At 61.4% G+C, this 15,005-nt stretch carries 15 protein-coding genes; 11 read left to right on the top strand and 4 right to left on the bottom strand.

Annotated features, from left to right (window positions below; all coding sequences use genetic code 11):
• Window positions 1–107: 107 nt before the first annotated feature.
• Window positions 108–1,631 carry a hypothetical protein gene (locus NKI73_RS06995; protein ID WP_352628125.1) on the top strand — a complete coding sequence of 508 codons (1,524 nt, stop codon included), beginning with the start codon at window positions 108–110 and terminating at the stop codon, window positions 1,629–1,631.
• Between the two features lie 18 nt (window positions 1,632–1,649).
• Here NKI73_RS06995 and NKI73_RS07000 read toward each other — a convergent pair whose 3' ends face one another.
• Together NKI73_RS07000 and NKI73_RS07005 are read right to left on the bottom strand one after the other, a co-directional pair.
• Entirely contained in the window at window positions 1,650–2,303 is a 654-nt protein-coding gene (locus NKI73_RS07000; RefSeq protein ID WP_352628126.1) for a hypothetical protein, read from the bottom strand.
• A complete protein-coding gene (locus NKI73_RS07005) occupies window positions 2,300–2,599 on the bottom strand; it encodes a DUF3572 domain-containing protein (protein ID WP_352628127.1) in 300 nt (99 codons plus the stop codon). Before NKI73_RS07005 ends, NKI73_RS07000 begins: the two co-directional genes overlap by 4 nt.
• A gap of 258 nt (window positions 2,600–2,857) precedes the next feature.
• Here NKI73_RS07005 and NKI73_RS07010 point away from each other — a divergent pair, with 258 nt between their 5' ends.
• From NKI73_RS07010 to NKI73_RS07050, 9 genes are all read left to right on the top strand, one after another.
• Window positions 2,858–3,214 (top strand): response regulator, encoded by a 357-nt coding sequence (locus NKI73_RS07010; protein WP_274533729.1) that lies wholly within the window; start codon window positions 2,858–2,860, stop codon window positions 3,212–3,214.
• A 33-nt stretch (window positions 3,215–3,247) separates the two neighbouring features.
• Window positions 3,248–4,621, top strand: coding sequence for a PleD family two-component system response regulator (locus tag NKI73_RS07015; protein ID WP_352628128.1), 1,374 nt, complete (start codon window positions 3,248–3,250; stop codon window positions 4,619–4,621).
• 539 nt (window positions 4,622–5,160) lie between these two features.
• On the top strand, window positions 5,161–6,633 hold the full coding sequence (locus NKI73_RS07020; protein ID WP_352628147.1) for an FAD-dependent monooxygenase: 1,473 nt from the start codon (window positions 5,161–5,163) through the stop codon (window positions 6,631–6,633).
• 151 nt (window positions 6,634–6,784) lie between these two features.
• Complete coding sequence (locus NKI73_RS07025) at window positions 6,785–7,519, top strand: FadR/GntR family transcriptional regulator (RefSeq protein ID WP_352628129.1); 735 nt, start codon at window positions 6,785–6,787, stop codon at window positions 7,517–7,519.
• Window positions 7,516–8,703, top strand: a complete 1,188-nt coding sequence (locus NKI73_RS07030) for a PLP-dependent transferase (RefSeq protein ID WP_352628130.1) — start codon at window positions 7,516–7,518, stop codon at window positions 8,701–8,703. The genes NKI73_RS07025 and NKI73_RS07030 overlap by 4 nt, the downstream gene beginning before the upstream one ends.
• Window positions 8,704–8,732: 29 nt before the next feature.
• On the top strand, window positions 8,733–10,010 hold the full coding sequence (locus NKI73_RS07035; RefSeq protein ID WP_352628132.1) for an ABC transporter substrate-binding protein: 1,278 nt from the start codon (window positions 8,733–8,735) through the stop codon (window positions 10,008–10,010).
• A gap of 185 nt (window positions 10,011–10,195) precedes the next feature.
• Window positions 10,196–11,119 carry a carbohydrate ABC transporter permease gene (locus tag NKI73_RS07040; protein ID WP_352628133.1) on the top strand — a complete coding sequence of 308 codons (924 nt, stop codon included), beginning with the start codon at window positions 10,196–10,198 and terminating at the stop codon, window positions 11,117–11,119.
• Window positions 11,119–11,967, top strand: coding sequence for a carbohydrate ABC transporter permease (locus NKI73_RS07045; protein WP_352628134.1), 849 nt, complete (start codon window positions 11,119–11,121; stop codon window positions 11,965–11,967). Before NKI73_RS07040 ends, NKI73_RS07045 begins: the two co-directional genes overlap by 1 nt.
• Window positions 11,968–11,971: 4 nt before the next feature.
• Window positions 11,972–13,039, top strand: a complete 1,068-nt coding sequence (locus NKI73_RS07050; protein ID WP_352628135.1) for an ABC transporter ATP-binding protein — start codon at window positions 11,972–11,974, stop codon at window positions 13,037–13,039.
• A gap of 394 nt (window positions 13,040–13,433) precedes the next feature.
• Here NKI73_RS07050 and NKI73_RS07055 read toward each other — a convergent pair whose 3' ends face one another.
• Entirely contained in the window at window positions 13,434–13,643 is a 210-nt protein-coding gene (locus NKI73_RS07055) for a hypothetical protein (protein WP_352628136.1), read from the bottom strand.
• A gap of 695 nt (window positions 13,644–14,338) precedes the next feature.
• The gene (rpmG, locus tag NKI73_RS07060) at window positions 14,339–14,506 is read right to left on the bottom strand and encodes a 50S ribosomal protein L33 (RefSeq protein ID WP_006201775.1); all 168 of its coding nucleotides are present in this window, start codon (window positions 14,504–14,506) and stop codon (window positions 14,339–14,341) included.
• Between the two features lie 210 nt (window positions 14,507–14,716).
• Here rpmG and NKI73_RS07065 point away from each other — a divergent pair.
• A partial coding sequence (locus NKI73_RS07065) for a transposase family protein (protein WP_352628137.1) occupies window positions 14,717–15,005 on the top strand: 289 nt, incomplete at its 3' end.

The raw sequence follows: 15,005 nt of genomic DNA on the forward strand, positions 1-15,005 counted from the left end.
CCTTCTAAAGCGCATGCGCTTCAGGTTTTTTTGTTTATGCATGTCGTTCTCCCAAAACCGGGGACCCACTTTTGGGCGACATGCATTGTGTCAAACGGAGAATTCGCGTGAACCGTACCCTGCCATTCGTTTTCCTCCTTGCGTTGAGTGCACCTGCTTTCGGTCAGACTGTCGACAGTCAGGGTGCGAAGCAATTGTCCGACGACTTGTCCCGCTATGTCGGCAAGCAGGCGATCGACAAAGGCATCCTGAAGGTTTCGCTCGAGGGCAACGCCTACAAGATCCTGTTTGATTTCAAGGCACTTGCCGCATCATTCCCGGAGCAGAAGCTGCTGAAGTTCGACTTCGCTCCCTATGCGCTGATGGTCAAGCCGCGCAGCGATGGGTCCTGGGACGTCTCGATGGATTTCTCGCAAAGCGCTTCCTTCGAGTTCAACGGACCCGAGGGGCTGCAAAGTACGCAGTTTTCGATCAAGGACGGCAAGGGCTCGGGCGTCTACGACCCCAATCTGGCGGCCTTCACCAGCGGTACCAGTTCGATGGCCGGCATGACGATGGCATCGAAGGATGCCAAGCAGCGCATGGAAGCCAGCACTGGCGCCGGCACCGCGACCATTGCCGCGACCAAGTCCGCGACTGGTGGCGTCGATTTCACGACCTCGCAAAAGGTGTCGAGTTTTGTCGAAGCGATCAATTTCGACGATCCAGAGAGCGGGCTGAAATTCCCGGTCACCGTCAGGTCGCCGGAGCTGTCGGTCGAAGCCAGCGGCAAGGGCGTGCGGACAAAGCCGTTGCTCGATCTCCTGGCATTTGCGGTGGCGAATGAAGACGAGGCGACGCTGAAGGCCAACCAGGCGCAGCTCAAATCGCTTCTGCTCGCCGCCTTGCCGCTTTGGGAGCGTGTCGAGGGAACCTACGGCTTCAAGGATTTCGCCGTGGAAAGCCCGGTGGGCAATTTCGGCGCCACCCAGCTCTCCACTGCGTTCGGAAGCGACGGCGTCGCCCAGAACGGCACGATTACCTATGGCATCAAGGCTTCGGGGCTGACCGTGCCGCAGCAGCTTCTGCCGAGCTGGAGCGTGGGGCTGCTACCCACCGACATCGACCTGAACTTCGGCGGCGCCAACATCGATCTCGACAGCATGGCGAAGAAGGCGATCGAGGCCTTTGATCTCAATCAGGATCCGCCATTGTCGGCTGATTTCGGCGAGCAGCTCAAAGCCGACTTCATGGCCAAGACGCCGAAGGTCGTGCTCGGCCACAGCACGGTGAAGAACAAGGACACGGAGATCGCGCTGGAAGGCGAGATGACGTTCCCCGGCGAAAAGCCCGAAGGTAGCGTGACCGTCGATGTCGCCGGCTTCGACAAGATGGTCGAAGGCCTGCAAGAGGCGGCAAAGTCGGAGCCAGAAGTGGCGCAATACGTGCCCGTCGCACTCATGGCGAAAGGGTTTGGCAAGACGCTGCCCGATGGCCGGCTGGAATGGGTCGTCAACGCGAAAGCGGACGGTTCGGTCAGCGTCAACGGCGTCATGCTGAAACCCGCCGATCCGGCCGTGGACGACAGTGTCGATGATGATGACAGCGGGGACGATAGCGGTGACGACAGCGGCGGGGCAGGAGCGAACTGAACCCTTGAGAGCGGGGCTTTAGAGCCCCAGCGCGCTCGCGATCTTCGGCGCGGCCTCATGCCAGTCCTGGACGACGACGACGTTGTCCGGCACCGGCGGCAGGAATGCGCGCAGCGAATTGTCGGCCATCAAGTGGAACAGCTCTGCATCGGCGACCGCATCCTGCACAGACGCCAGATTGCGCGGCTGGTCGTCGACGAAGACGACCGGCCGGCCGGCCTTGCCGCGAAGCTTGGCCACCGCCGGCCCCTTGGCCATTTCAGTGGTCAGAAGCGGGTAGCTCACCCCGAGGGCATCGAGATGGGCGCGGCGCACGGCCCGGTGTCGATGCGGCATAGCCGTAAGCAAGATGATTTCCGCGCGGTCGCCAAGCCCTGCCAAGGCTTCCGAAGCACCTTCCGTGATACTCTGCCAGTCGGCCTGCGCGTCGAAGAAATCGCCTAGAAGTGCGGTGACTTCGGGCTGTTCGACCAGGCGGCCGCTCGCCGTCTCGGCGATGTTTCCGGTCAGCTGAAAGGAGGCCAGCGTAAGATCATAGCCGCGCGCCCTGAGAAAATTCGGAAACGGGCGGATGAATTCGAGCAAGACGTCGTCGACGTCGAGCACCAGCAGCGGACGGTCGTCAGCCACCAGTTCCTCGATCTGGCGCGCGGTTTCGGGATCGTCGCTCATATGGAATGCTCGTGGTTGTCGTCGCCCAGCGGCAGCGCCCGCAAGGCCTTGCCGACAGCAGCCGGCGGCGTGCCGGTTTCCTCGGCAAAGCGCATCAGCGTCGGCTCGTGGGCGAGAATGAACTGCAGGACACCGGCCAGGAAACCCGGCTCGCTGGCAGCCTGACGGATCGAATGCGCCTCGATGCCGGTGATCGCCAGAAAGCGCGGCAGCAGCTCCGGATCGGAGGCGACGAAGCCCAGGGCCTTCACTGCAATCGATTCCGCCTCTTCGCGCATTGACGCTGCGTTTGCCATCACTACCTTCGGTGTGGAATGAGTCTCTCCCGCAGTAATGGCAAGAGTTGCTTGCGGCAAGCCATTAGAGCGTGGCGCGCCCTTTGGACGCGCAAGGACGGGGTGGAATTTGCGCAGTTTTCCAGCCGCGGATTTCCGTTTCGTCAATGATATTGCCGTAAAGTGAAGCAGGGTTTGGTGCGTCTAGACATGGGCGCATGACGGTCGCCTTCGGGCGGAAGGACGACCGGGACGGGATATCGAATGCCGAAGAAGGTCATGATCGTCGAGGACAATGAGCTCAACATGAAGCTCTTTCGGGACCTCATCGAGGCAAGCGGTTACGAGACCGTGCGCACCCGAAACGGTCTGGAAGCGCTGGATCTGGCGCGCCAGCACCGGCCGGATCTCATCTTGATGGATATCCAGCTGCCTGAAGTGTCGGGGCTGGAGGTGACCAAATGGCTGAAGGAGGATGACGAGCTGCATGTCATCCCGGTCATCGCGGTGACCGCCTTCGCGATGAAGGGCGACGAGGAGCGCATCCGCCAAGGTGGCTGCGAGGCCTATATTTCGAAACCGATCTCGGTGCCGCGTTTCATCGAAACCATCAAATCCTATTTGGGCGATGCGTGATGTGCCCTTTCAGCCGAGCCGGAGCCTTGTGAAATGACTGCGCGGATCCTCGTCGTCGACGACATCCCTGCCAATGTGCGGCTGCTGGAAGTCCGCCTGCTGGCCGAATATTTCGAGGTGCTGACCGCTACAAACGGGCCGGACGCGATCGAGACCTGCGAGAACGGCAAGGTCGATGTTGTGCTGCTCGACGTGATGATGCCCGACATGGACGGGTTCGAGGTCTGCCGGCGGCTGAAGAGCGATCCGGCGACATCGCACATTCCGGTGGTCATGATCACCGCGCTCGACCAAGTTTCCGACCGCGTGCGCGGGCTCGAGGCCGGCGCCGACGATTTCCTGACCAAGCCGGTCAACGATCTGCAGCTGATGACGCGCGTCAAAAGCCTGGTCCGCTTGAAGTCGCTGACCGACGAGTTGCGGCTGCGCGCCTCAACGACGCGCAACATCGGCATCGAAGAGTTGCTCAGCCGCAATTTCGCGTCCGAGGACACAATGCCGAAAGTACTTTTGATCGACGAGCGCAAATCATCCGTCGAGCGCATCCAGAAGATGCTGCGCGACCGCGCCGATCTCGATATCTCCAGCGATCCGCATGCCGGCTTCTTCCAGGCCGCCGAGACGTCCTATGAATGCGTGATGATCTCGACGGCGTTCGCCGATTTCGATCCGCTGAGGCTCTGTTCGCAGTTGCGCTCGCTGGATCGAACCCGCTTCGTGCCGATCATCCTGCTGGCGGAGGAGGGTGAGGAGGAACGCATCATCCGTGGCCTCGAACTCGGCATCAACGACTATCTGATGCGGCCGATCGACCAGCAGGAACTGACGGCGCGGCTGCGTACCCAGGTGCGCCGCAAGCGCTACAACGACCAGTTGCGCGCCAGCGTCACCCAGACCATCGAAATGGCGGTGACCGACGGCCTGACCGGGCTGCACAACCGCCGCTATCTCGACAGCCACCTGCAGACGCTGTTCGATCGCGCCGTGGCACGGCGCCGGCCGCTGTCGGTGATGATCACCGACCTCGACCGTTTCAAGGCGATCAACGACGCGCACGGCCATGACGGCGGCGACGAGGTGTTGCGGGAATTTGCGCGACGGCTGCGCAAGAATGTCAGGGGCATCGATCTTGCCTGCCGTTTTGGCGGCGAGGAGTTCGTCGTGGTGATGCCGGATACCGAGGGCGCGGTGGCCGAGAAGGTGGCCGAACGCATTCGCGCCGAAATTGCCCAGGCGCCCTTTGCCATCGGCCAGGACGGCAAGACGATCGCAGTCACGGTCAGCGTCGGTGTGTCGTCGGTGCTGAAGGGCGTGGATACGGTGGCGGCGCTGATGAAGCGTGCCGACCTCGCGCTCTACGAAGCCAAGAGCGGCGGCCGCAACCGCGTCGTTGCCAAGGCGGCCTAATCGGTTCAGCCCCAATTTTCCAGTCAACCCGACAGGGTTACCCGTTTACCTTAATCCAAGCGATTCGCGAGCCTTGGTTAAGAAACTGTTGATTTTCATAAGCTCTTGCGCAAGTGTGAAGGCCAAGACGAAGCCGGCACGAGGATAGACAGCCGGCTCCGATCTCCAGAATACCCCATGATGCTCAGGTCCGCCGCATCTCCTGGGTCCGTGGGGTCGGCCGGCCGGCGCTGGCACTTAGTGGCCTCCTCGTACCGCTGCCAAACGCCGACCGGCCCCCTTCTTTCCAAAAGAACATCAGAGTTCGGTGCCAAGGCACGGAACTCTGCGTTTTTGCGGGTGAAAATCCGGATATCGTCCTCAGGAACTGCCACAGCATATCGTCTTGCGCGACAAGCTTGTTTCGTGGCAACCGACAGCGGAAGAATACCGATCCCTTCCATTTCATACATATGGCGCACCAGGGGCTTGCGGCAAGACCCAGCTCCTCCCGTAAGACAGCGGCCCAAACCAAGGTACGCAAAACGGGAGTGACGATCATGATTTCAGATCATGCGGTGGTGATCGCTGGGGGCGGTCCGACGGGATTGATGCTGGCGGGCGAACTGGCGTTGGCGGGCGTCGACGTCGCCATTGTCGAACGACGGCCGGACCAGAAACTCGCGGGCCTGCGCGCCGGCGGCCTGCATGCCCGAACCATCGAGGTGCTCGATCAGCGCGGGATTGCCGATCGGTTCCTCGCGCATGGCCAGGTAGGCCCGGCCGTGGGCTTTCACATGATCCGCCTGGACATCAGCGACTTCCCAACCCGGCACAATTATCTTTTGGCGCTGCGGCAAAACCACATCGAGCGGATCCTGGCCGATTGGGTCAGCGAGATGAAGGTGCCGATCTATCATGGACAAGAGGTGGCGGGGTTTACCCAGGACGACAGCGGCGTCGATGTCAAACTGTCCAACGGCCACCGGCTGAAGACGACATATCTGGTTGGTTGCGACGGAGGCCGCAGCACCATTCGCAAATCAGCCGGTATTGAGTTCGCCGGATGGGATCCGACGATGAGCTGGATGATTGCCGAAGTCGAGATGTCGGAGGAGCCGGAATGGGGTTTTCGCAGCAACGCCATCGGAATTCATGCCCTGGGTAAGATCGAGGACGGCAAAAAAGTTGGCGTCGTGCTGACGGAACCGGGCCTGGAGGCCCGCGGCGAACCGTCCCTGCGCGAGCTCAGCGAGGCGCTGATTGCCATCTACGGCACCGATTACGGGGTCCACAGTCCGACCTGGCTCTCGCGGTTCACCGACATGACGCGGCAGGCCGCGAAATACCGCGACAGACGCGTCCTGCTGGCCGGCGACGCAGCGCATGTCCACCCGCCGATGGGCGGACAGGGCCTCAACATCGGCGTGCAGGACGCAGTGAACCTGGGATGGAAGCTCGCCCAGGTGGTCAAGCGGACATCACCGGAAAGCCTGCTCGACAGCTATCACACCGAACGCCATCCGGTCGCTGCCCGCGTGTTGCGCAACACGATGGCACAGGTCGCTCTTCGTCGTACGGATGACCGCACCAAGGCATTGAACGACATCTTTGCCGAGTTGCTTGGCATGGAGGAGCCCCGCAAACGGATCGCCGCTGAGATGTCCGGCCTAGGCGTCCACTACGACCTCGGCGAGGGGCATCCGCTGCTTGGGCGGCGAATGCCCGATCTCGATCTGGTCACCGCCAACGGGCCATTGCGGCTCTTCACCTTGCTGCACGAGGCGCGGCCAGTGCTGCTTAACCTCGGTGAGACCGGCAGGCTGGACATCGCACTCTGGGCTGATCGGGTCCGGCTGATCGACGCAAAATATGCCGGTGCCTGGGAGCTTCCCATCTTTGGTGAGGTTGCGGCGCCAACCGCAGTTTTGGTCCGGCCCGATGGCTATGTGGCTTGGGTTGGAGTGGGAACCCAACAGGGACTGCCGGACGCGCTGACGACTTGGTTCGGACCGTCTGCTGCTGCGGGTTAGCAGATACGGTCGAAATGGCCGGCACGATCTCCTGACACGCGTTGTCGCCATCATCAACAGCATGAAAAAGGATGGGCCTCCTGACAAGCAATTGACAGCATCTTTCGTCTGTGCAGAAATTGGTTGGACCATTGGACCACTTGGAGCAGATGTGGACCAGAACAGCCTGCCACCCATTCAGACGACGGCGCGCGACGACGCCGTGCTGAAGGCGTTGGTAGGGTTTGTTCGCGCCGAGGCGTTGCAGCCCGGCGAGAGGCTTCCAACCGAGCGTATTCTGGCCGAGCGGCTGAAAGTGAGCCGCAACACGGTGCGCGAGGCACTGACACGCTGGGAAGGGCTTGGCCTCGTCGAGCGCCGGCAAGGCAGCGGCACCTATCTCAAGGCGGCTGTTTCACCCGACATGCTGCACATGCCGCTGACGCTGGCAGGCGGCAATGATTTCACCTCACTCATGCAGACGCTGGAAATCCGCCGCGCACTGGAGGCGGAGGCTGCGGCGCTTTGCGCAGAACGCGCCAGCCAAGCCGACATCGCCGAGATCGCGCGCAAGCTCGACATCATGGAGCAGGCGTTCCGCACGCGCGACGGCATGTCGTCGGAAGAGGACTGGGAGTTCCACCAGGCGGTCTACCGGGTCTCGGGCAATCCGCTGTTCGAGCAGATCATCGCCGCCATGCATGAGCTGTTCCATCGCTTCTGGGAGCATCCGCTCGGCGTGCGCGACTTCGGCCACGCCAGCTTTCCCTACCACCGCACCATCTACGAACGCATAGCCGCCCGCGACCCGCAGGGCGCCCGCGCCGAAGCGCTCAAGCTGATCGCCACCGTCGAGGACGATCTGAAGCGCGGTGCCGCCAAACTCAAACTTTCGAGCCAGACATGAACGAGCATCCATCAGGTTTCGATCACGACTATCTTGCCGAGGCGGCAACACTGCTGGCTCATGACGAACCCTTCCCCGGCGGTGCGGTGGTGCCGCCGATCTATCAGACCTCGCTGTTCACCTTTGCCAACTATGCCGAGATGGCCGATACCTTTGCCGGCAAACGAAAGCAGCCGATCTATTCGCGCGGCGACAATCCGACGGTGATGGAATTCGAGGCGCGTGTGGCCGCGCTCGAAGGTGCCGAGGCAGCACGCGGCTTTTCCAGCGGCATGGCGGCAATCAGCGCCACCGTGCTTGCCTTTGTTGGCGCCGGCGAGCGCATCGTCGCCGTGCGCAATTGCTATGGCGATGCCTACCGGCTGTTCGAGCGGCTGTTGCCGCGGCTCAACATCAAGGTCGACTACGTCGACGGCTCCGACCCGGATGCGGTGGCTGCGGCACTTCCTGGTGCCAAGCTGTTTTATCTGGAAAGCCCGACCTCGATGATGTTCGAGCTGCAGGACATCGCGCATCTGACGCGGTTGGCCAAGGAGCAAGGCATCGTCACCACCATCGACAATTCCTGGGCGACGCCGGTGTTCCAGAAGCCGATCACGCATGGCGTCGATCTGGTGCTGCACTCGGCCTCGAAATACCTTGGCGGCCACAGCGATACCGTAGCCGGTGTGGTGGCGGGTTCCGCCGGCCATATCAAGCACATCAATGAGCAGACCTATTCCTATCTCGGCGGCAAGCTGTCGCCGTTCGAGGCTTGGCTGCTGCTGCGCGGCCTGCGCACACTGCCGCTGCGCCTGCCGCATCACATGCAAAGCGGCCTGACCATCGCCGAACGGCTGAAAGCGCATGGCAACGTCGAGCGGGTCAACCACCCCGTCTATTCGAACCATCCGGGCAAGGCGACGCTGGCCGGCTATGCCGGATTGTTCTCCTTCGAGGTGACGGACGATATCGACATCCCGGTCTTCGTCGACGCGCTGAAATATTTCCGCATCGGCGTCAGCTGGGGCGGGCATGAAAGCCTGGTCGTCCCGGCCAAGGCGTCGCTGGAGCAGACGCCGGGCCTGAATTCGATGGCGCGCTTCGGCGTCAGCCCCCGAACCATCCGCTTCAATGTCGGATTGGAGAGTGTCGAGGACCTGTGGGCGGATGTCGCCCAGGCCTTCGAAAAAGCCAGAAAATAACAAGCGGGTTCAAAATGGGAGTCTTGAACATGAAGAAACTGACCGTCATGCTTGCCACCGTTGCGGGGCTGGCGATTTCCGCCGGAGGCGCGCTGGCCGATTCGACCCTGAAAATGGTCGAAGTCATCACCAGCCCGCCGCGCACCGAATTCCTGAAAAAACAGATCGCCGAGTTCGAAACGGCCAACCCCGGCATCAAGGTCGAGCTGATCTCGCTGCCCTGGGGCCAGGCCTTCGAAAAATTCCTGACCATGGTGCAGGCCGGCGATACGCCCGACATCGTCGAGATGCCGGAACGCTGGATGGGCCTCTATGCCAACAACGCCCAGCTGGAGGATCTCGGCCCCTATATGGCCAAGTGGGACGACGCCAAGACGCTCGGCGACCGTGCCAAGCAGTTCGGCTCGACCGTCAACAACACCCAGTTCATGATCCCCTACGGCTACTATGTGAACGCGCTGTTCTGGAACAAGAAATTGTTCAAGGAGGCCGGCCTTGATGGCCCGCCGGCGACGCTCGATGATTTCATCGCCGATGCCAAGAAGATTTCCGCGATTCCCGGCAAGTACGGCTACTGCCTGCGCGGCGGGCCGGGCGCCTTCAACGGCATGCACATGTTCATGAACATCGCCGCCGGCAAGGGTGGCTACTTCAACGAGGACGGCACCTCGACGATCAACGAAGAAGGCTCGGTCAAGGGCTTGCAGATGCTGGCCGACATGTACAAGGACGGCCTGGCGCCGAAGGATGCGGTGAGCTGGGGCTTCAACGAAACCGTCACCGGCTTCTATTCCGGCACCTGCGCCATGCTCAACCAGGACCCGGACGCGCTGCTTGGCATCGCCGACAAGATGAGCGCCGACGACTTCGCCGTGGCGCCATTGCCGGTCGGACCGAGCGGCAAGTCCTATCCGACCCTTGGCTATGCCGGCTGGGCGATGTTTGCCAACTCGCAGCACAAGGACGACGCGTGGAAGCTGATGGCGACGCTGCTGTCGCCGAAGGACAATCTGGAATGGGCCAAGGAAGTCGGCGTCGTCCCGATCCACAACGGCGCCGACCAGGATCCCCATTTCAAGACCGAGCAGTTCAAGGGCTGGTTCACGGAGCTGAGCGACAGCTCCAAATATGAAATGGTGACCCCGCCGACGCATCTGGAGAACCTCGGCAACTTCGTCGATCAGGTGGCGATCAAGAACTTCCAGGAAGTGCTTCTCGGCCAGAAGACGGCCAAGGAAGTCGCCGACCAATGGGCTGCCTTCCTGACCAAGGAACAGCAGGACTGGCTGGCGAAGAACAAGAAGTAAGCGCCTTTTCTTCCTTCTCCCCGTTCACGGGGAGAAGGTGTCACGAAGTGACGGATGAGGGGCGGCGCCACGCCTCGATAGGTTCGCGCTGCCCCTCATCTGCCTGCCGGCATCTTCTCCCTGTATTGTGACGGGGAGAAGGACGCTGTCCCCGACGCCGCTCCAGGGAGCCAGATCCTCAGCCCATGACCTACGCCGTGTCCGAAATACGATCCGCCGGCAAGCCGCGTCGCAAGCAGCTATCCCACGCCGCAATCGAGCCATGGCTCTATCTCAGCCCGGCGATCATCCTTCTGGTCGTGGTGCTTCTGGTGCCGCTGGTCATCGGCATCAGCTACTCCTTCCGCAAATTCTCGGCGTTCAAGTCCGAATATGTCGGGCTCGGGCAGTATCAGGCGATGCTGTCGGATCAGGTTCTGGGGCAGGCGCTGGTCAATACGTTGTGGTGGACCGTCGCCAGCCTGTTCTTCCAGTTCTTCCTCGGCCTCGGCCTGGCGCTGCTGCTCGACAAGCCATTCCGGGGCCGCAAGGTGGTGCAAGCCCTGGTGTTCCTGCCCTGGGCGGTGCCGTCCTTCCTGTCGGGCCTGACCTGGGCCTGGCTGTTCAACCCGATCATCGGCCCGTTGCCACACTGGCTGTTTGCACTGGGGTTGAAGGCCGAGCCGACCAATGTGCTGTCCGATCCTTCGACCGCCATGTGGGGGCCGATCGTCGCCAATGTCTGGTTCGGCATTCCGTTCTTCGCCATCACCCTTTTGGCGGCGCTGAAGTCCATTCCATCGGAACTGCATGAGGCGGCGGCCATCGACGGTGCTTCGCCCTGGCAGCGCTTCACCAAGGTGACGCTGCCGTTCCTGGCGCCGACCATCGCCATCACTGTCATGCTGCGCACCATCTGGATCGCCACCTTCGCCGACCTGATCTTCGTCATGACCGAGGGCGGACCCGCCGGCTCGACCAACACGGTGCCTGTCTACATCTATGTCAGCGCCTTCAAATCGCTGGACAAGGGCTATGCCTCGGCGGTGGCCGTGCTGCTGCTCGTCCTGCTCATTGCCTATGCGATCGCGCTGATCGGCATCCGTCGCACGCTGGTGAGGCACGTCTGATGATCGCAGGGCGTTCAACCTCGCAGCGCTTCTTCGGCGGCATCGGCCTTTACGCCGCAATCGCTGCATACGTGCTCTTTGCCCTGTTCCCGATCTACTGGACGCTGAAGATCTCGGTCACCCCGGAGCGGCTTCTCTATTCCGAGGGCATCACCTTCTGGCCATCGCAGATGACGTTGCAGAATTTCGTCACCGTGCTCGAGGCCACAGACTTCCCGCGCTATTTTCTCAACAGCGTCATCGTCTCGGTGTCGACAGCGGCGCTGGTGACGGTCATTGCGACGCTCGCCGGTTATGCCATGTCGCGCTTCACCTTTCGCGGCAAGGCAGCACTTGCGCTGATGTTGCTGCTGACCCAGACCTTTCCGCTGGTGATGGTCATTCCGCCGATCTACCGCGTGATGGGTCAGATTGGGCTGATCAACAGCCTGACCGGGCTGATCATCATCTACACCGCCTTCAACACCGCGTTTGCCACCTTCCTGATGCAGTCCTTCTTCGACGGCATTCCAAAGGACCTGGAAGAGGCGGCGATGATCGATGGCTGCACCCGCGCGCAAGCGATGCGCAAGGTGATCGTGCCGCTGACGCTGCCCGGTATGGGCGCGACACTCGGCTTCGTCTTCACAGCCGCGTGGAGCGAGCTTCTGTTCGCGCTGATGCTGATTTCCAGCGACGACCAAAAGACCTTCGCGGTCGGCCTGCTTACCTTCATCGGCAAGTTCGCCGTCGACTGGGGACAGATGATGGCGGCGTCCATCCTGGCGCTGATCCCGGTCTGCATCTTCTTCGCCTTCCTGCAACGCTATCTCGTCACCGGCCTGACCGCCGGCGCCGTCAAAGGATAGATCGATGGCCTCTGTTACGCTCGAAAAGGTCCGCAAGGATTATGGCGCCGTCCGTGTCCTGCACGCGGTCGACCTTGAAATCGCCGATGGCGAATTCGTCGTCCTGGTCGGGCCGTCAGGCTGCGGCAAGTCCACGCTCTTGCGCATGATCGCCGGGCTGGAGGAGGCTTCCGGCGGCGAGATCCGCATCGGCGAGCGGCTGGTCAACGATGTCGCGCCGAAGGACCGCGACATCGCCATGGTGTTCCAGTCCTATGCGCTCTATCCGCATATGGACGTGTCGAAGAACATGGGCTTCAGCCTGCTCTTGAAGAAAGCGGAGAAGACGACGATCGACGCGAGGGTGGACGGCGCGGCCAAGCGGCTCGGGCTCGACACCCTCCTGCAACGCTTGCCGCGGCAGCTCTCCGGCGGCCAGCGCCAGCGCGTCGCCATGGGCCGTGCCATCGTGCGTGACCCCAAGGTCTTCCTGTTCGACGAGCCGCTGTCGAACCTCGACGCCAAACTGCGCGTCCATATGCGCGCCGAGATCAAGGCGCTGCACCAGCAACTGAAAACCACCTCCGTCTACGTCACGCATGACCAGATCGAGGCGATGACCATGGCCGACCGGATTGTCGTCATGCATGACGGGCTGATCCAGCAGGTCGGCGCGCCGCTCGATCTCTACGACCGGCCAGCCAACATGTTCGTCGCCGGTTTCATCGGTTCACCCGGCATGAATTTCCTGCCGGCGACGATCCGCAAGAGCGGTGCCTCGGAGGCCGTGCTGGCCGATGGCCAGGCGCTGCGCCTACCGGAAGGCCTGCCGCTGAAGGACGGTGACGCCATCACCGTCGGTTTGCGGCCCGAGCATATCCGGCTGGCGGATGACGGTGCGTTGAAGGGCGAGGTGGTGGTGGTGGAGCCACTCGGGCTTTCGACGCAGTTCTACGTCAAGCTGGCCAGCCAGCAGCTTTGCGTCTTTGCCATGGGCCGTGCCGGCGTGAGGCCCGGCGACGTGGTACGGCTGGCGGCCGATCCAGCGTCGCTGCATCTGTTCGATCCGAAAAGCGGTGATCGCATCGGTTGAGGGAACTCAGCCCGGGCTGAGGGCATTGGGACGCGATCGACCAGTTGCACGGCGATCTGCACAGGCGCTGAACCTGCTGAACGACTGGCCTGCGGATTACGAACGGTCGTATCAGGCGCCAAATGTCGGGCAGGAAATATAAGGGGACACTACATCTCAATTAACTAAAGTAACGGAACGTCCAACAGACATTTCCGGAACCTAACAGGACCCCTCAGACCTTTGCGCGTAGAGAACAAGACTTTAGTCCTGCCGTCTTTTAAAAAGAACGGAAGCCATTTCGTCACGAATTAGAGCCGCCGTGCGAGAGGTCAATACCGCCGGCTGCATCTGCAAGTATGGATTAGTCGACGATGTGTGGTTATGGTGTGATCGCGGAAGACAGCTGTGGCGTCTAACCGCGAGGGCTTCTTTTAGGCAGCGGCGAACTGTCCATTGGGTTCTCAGCCGACTTGGCTGATCGCCGCTCTTTTAGCCACAGGGACTTCTTTCTTCTTGCCAGAATCTCGTCTCGAATGCTGTCTTCGGCGGTCACTCCGCCATGCGTCGCGGCAATCGCGTAGTCGGCTCTGTTGGTTCTATAGTCACCCTTTTGAATGGACATCGTTTCTCTCCCAGTTCGAGGCATTTCCCCCCTTTTGGCCTGACGCTGAACCTAACTGCCTATCCATCGTGCGAGTCTACCAATTGGCGATTGTATTAAAACGATACACTCCGCAGGCATGGTGATGGTGCGAGGTGTATGGCGTGTGGTACGTGGAATTGTGCGCGGCGCGCGACCTCATGCTTTCAGGCTAAGCGCAGCCGGCCTGACCACTTCTTTGCATCGCATGCACGACAGAAGCCCGCCTTGCGCGGCTTTTTTCATTGACCCTGTTGGGACCCTTATTGCGGAGCCACTGCAGGCGGACTCGGAGCCGGCGTAGATTCGGTAGAAGATGCAGGGGGATTATCAGGCGCAGGCTGAGGCGCAGGCGGGGCTGCCTCCTCGGTCAAAACCTGGTCAGTTCTGGCTTTGATCTCGTCGGCCGTCTGCTGACTAATCAGCCCGTTGCTGACGGCGATGCCGGCAACCAGGGCAACAAGGGCTGCAATGATTGCAGCTTTCAACTTCTTCGACATCCGTAGGGGCCTTGTTCAGCGCCCCCTGCCAGCCCACGACCCAAGGGTGCCGCAACCCTGGCGAACGGTCAATCCTTTTGGCTGGTGCCTTTGCGCGGATACAATGAAATCAAGTGGTTACAAACGAAAACGCCGCCCATTGGGCGGCGTTTCGGCATTGCAGAGGAAAAACCCAGATTACTTGATCTTGGTTTCCTTGAACTCGACGTGCTTCTTGGCGACCGGGTCGTACTTGCGGAACGACAACTTGTCCGTCTTGGTGCGGCTGTTCTTGCTGGTCACGTAGAAGAAACCGGTGTCGGCGGTCGACAGAAGCTTGATCTTGATGTTTGCGGCTTTGGCCATGATATCAGTCCGTTTGTTCGTGGAGTTTTGGCCGCTGGAGCACGGGGAGAACACCCGGACGCGGGAAACTTGGCGCGACACATAAAGAACGCGCCCGGAAAGTCAAGCCCGGCAGGCCTTGTGCGCAGGGCAATCGCTTCGGGTTAACGGGAGGTGCGTATGGGATGCGAATGTGATTCATGAGGGGCTTCGTGATTTGCGGAGCCCTCGATGTCGCGCCACGCTTGCCACTCGCATTCAATTCTAGATCATTTTTCGGCGCTGTCTGATCCCCGCCAGCATTGGCGTGTCGCCTACCCGCTGCCGGAAATCCTGCTTGTGGTGCTGTGCGCGACGCTGTGCGGCATGGACGATTTCGTCGAGACGAAGCTGTGGGGTGAGCAGCGCCTCGACTTTCTGCGCCGTTTCCTGCCCTATGAGCGCGGCATCCCGGCGCACGACACGCTCAACGACGTGATCAACGCGCTCGATCCCGACCTCTTCAAGACTTGCTTCACAG

The organism is Mesorhizobium sp. M0496 (assembly GCF_040321205.1).
In the GTDB taxonomy this organism is placed as follows: Bacteria; Pseudomonadota; Alphaproteobacteria; order Rhizobiales; family Rhizobiaceae; genus Mesorhizobium.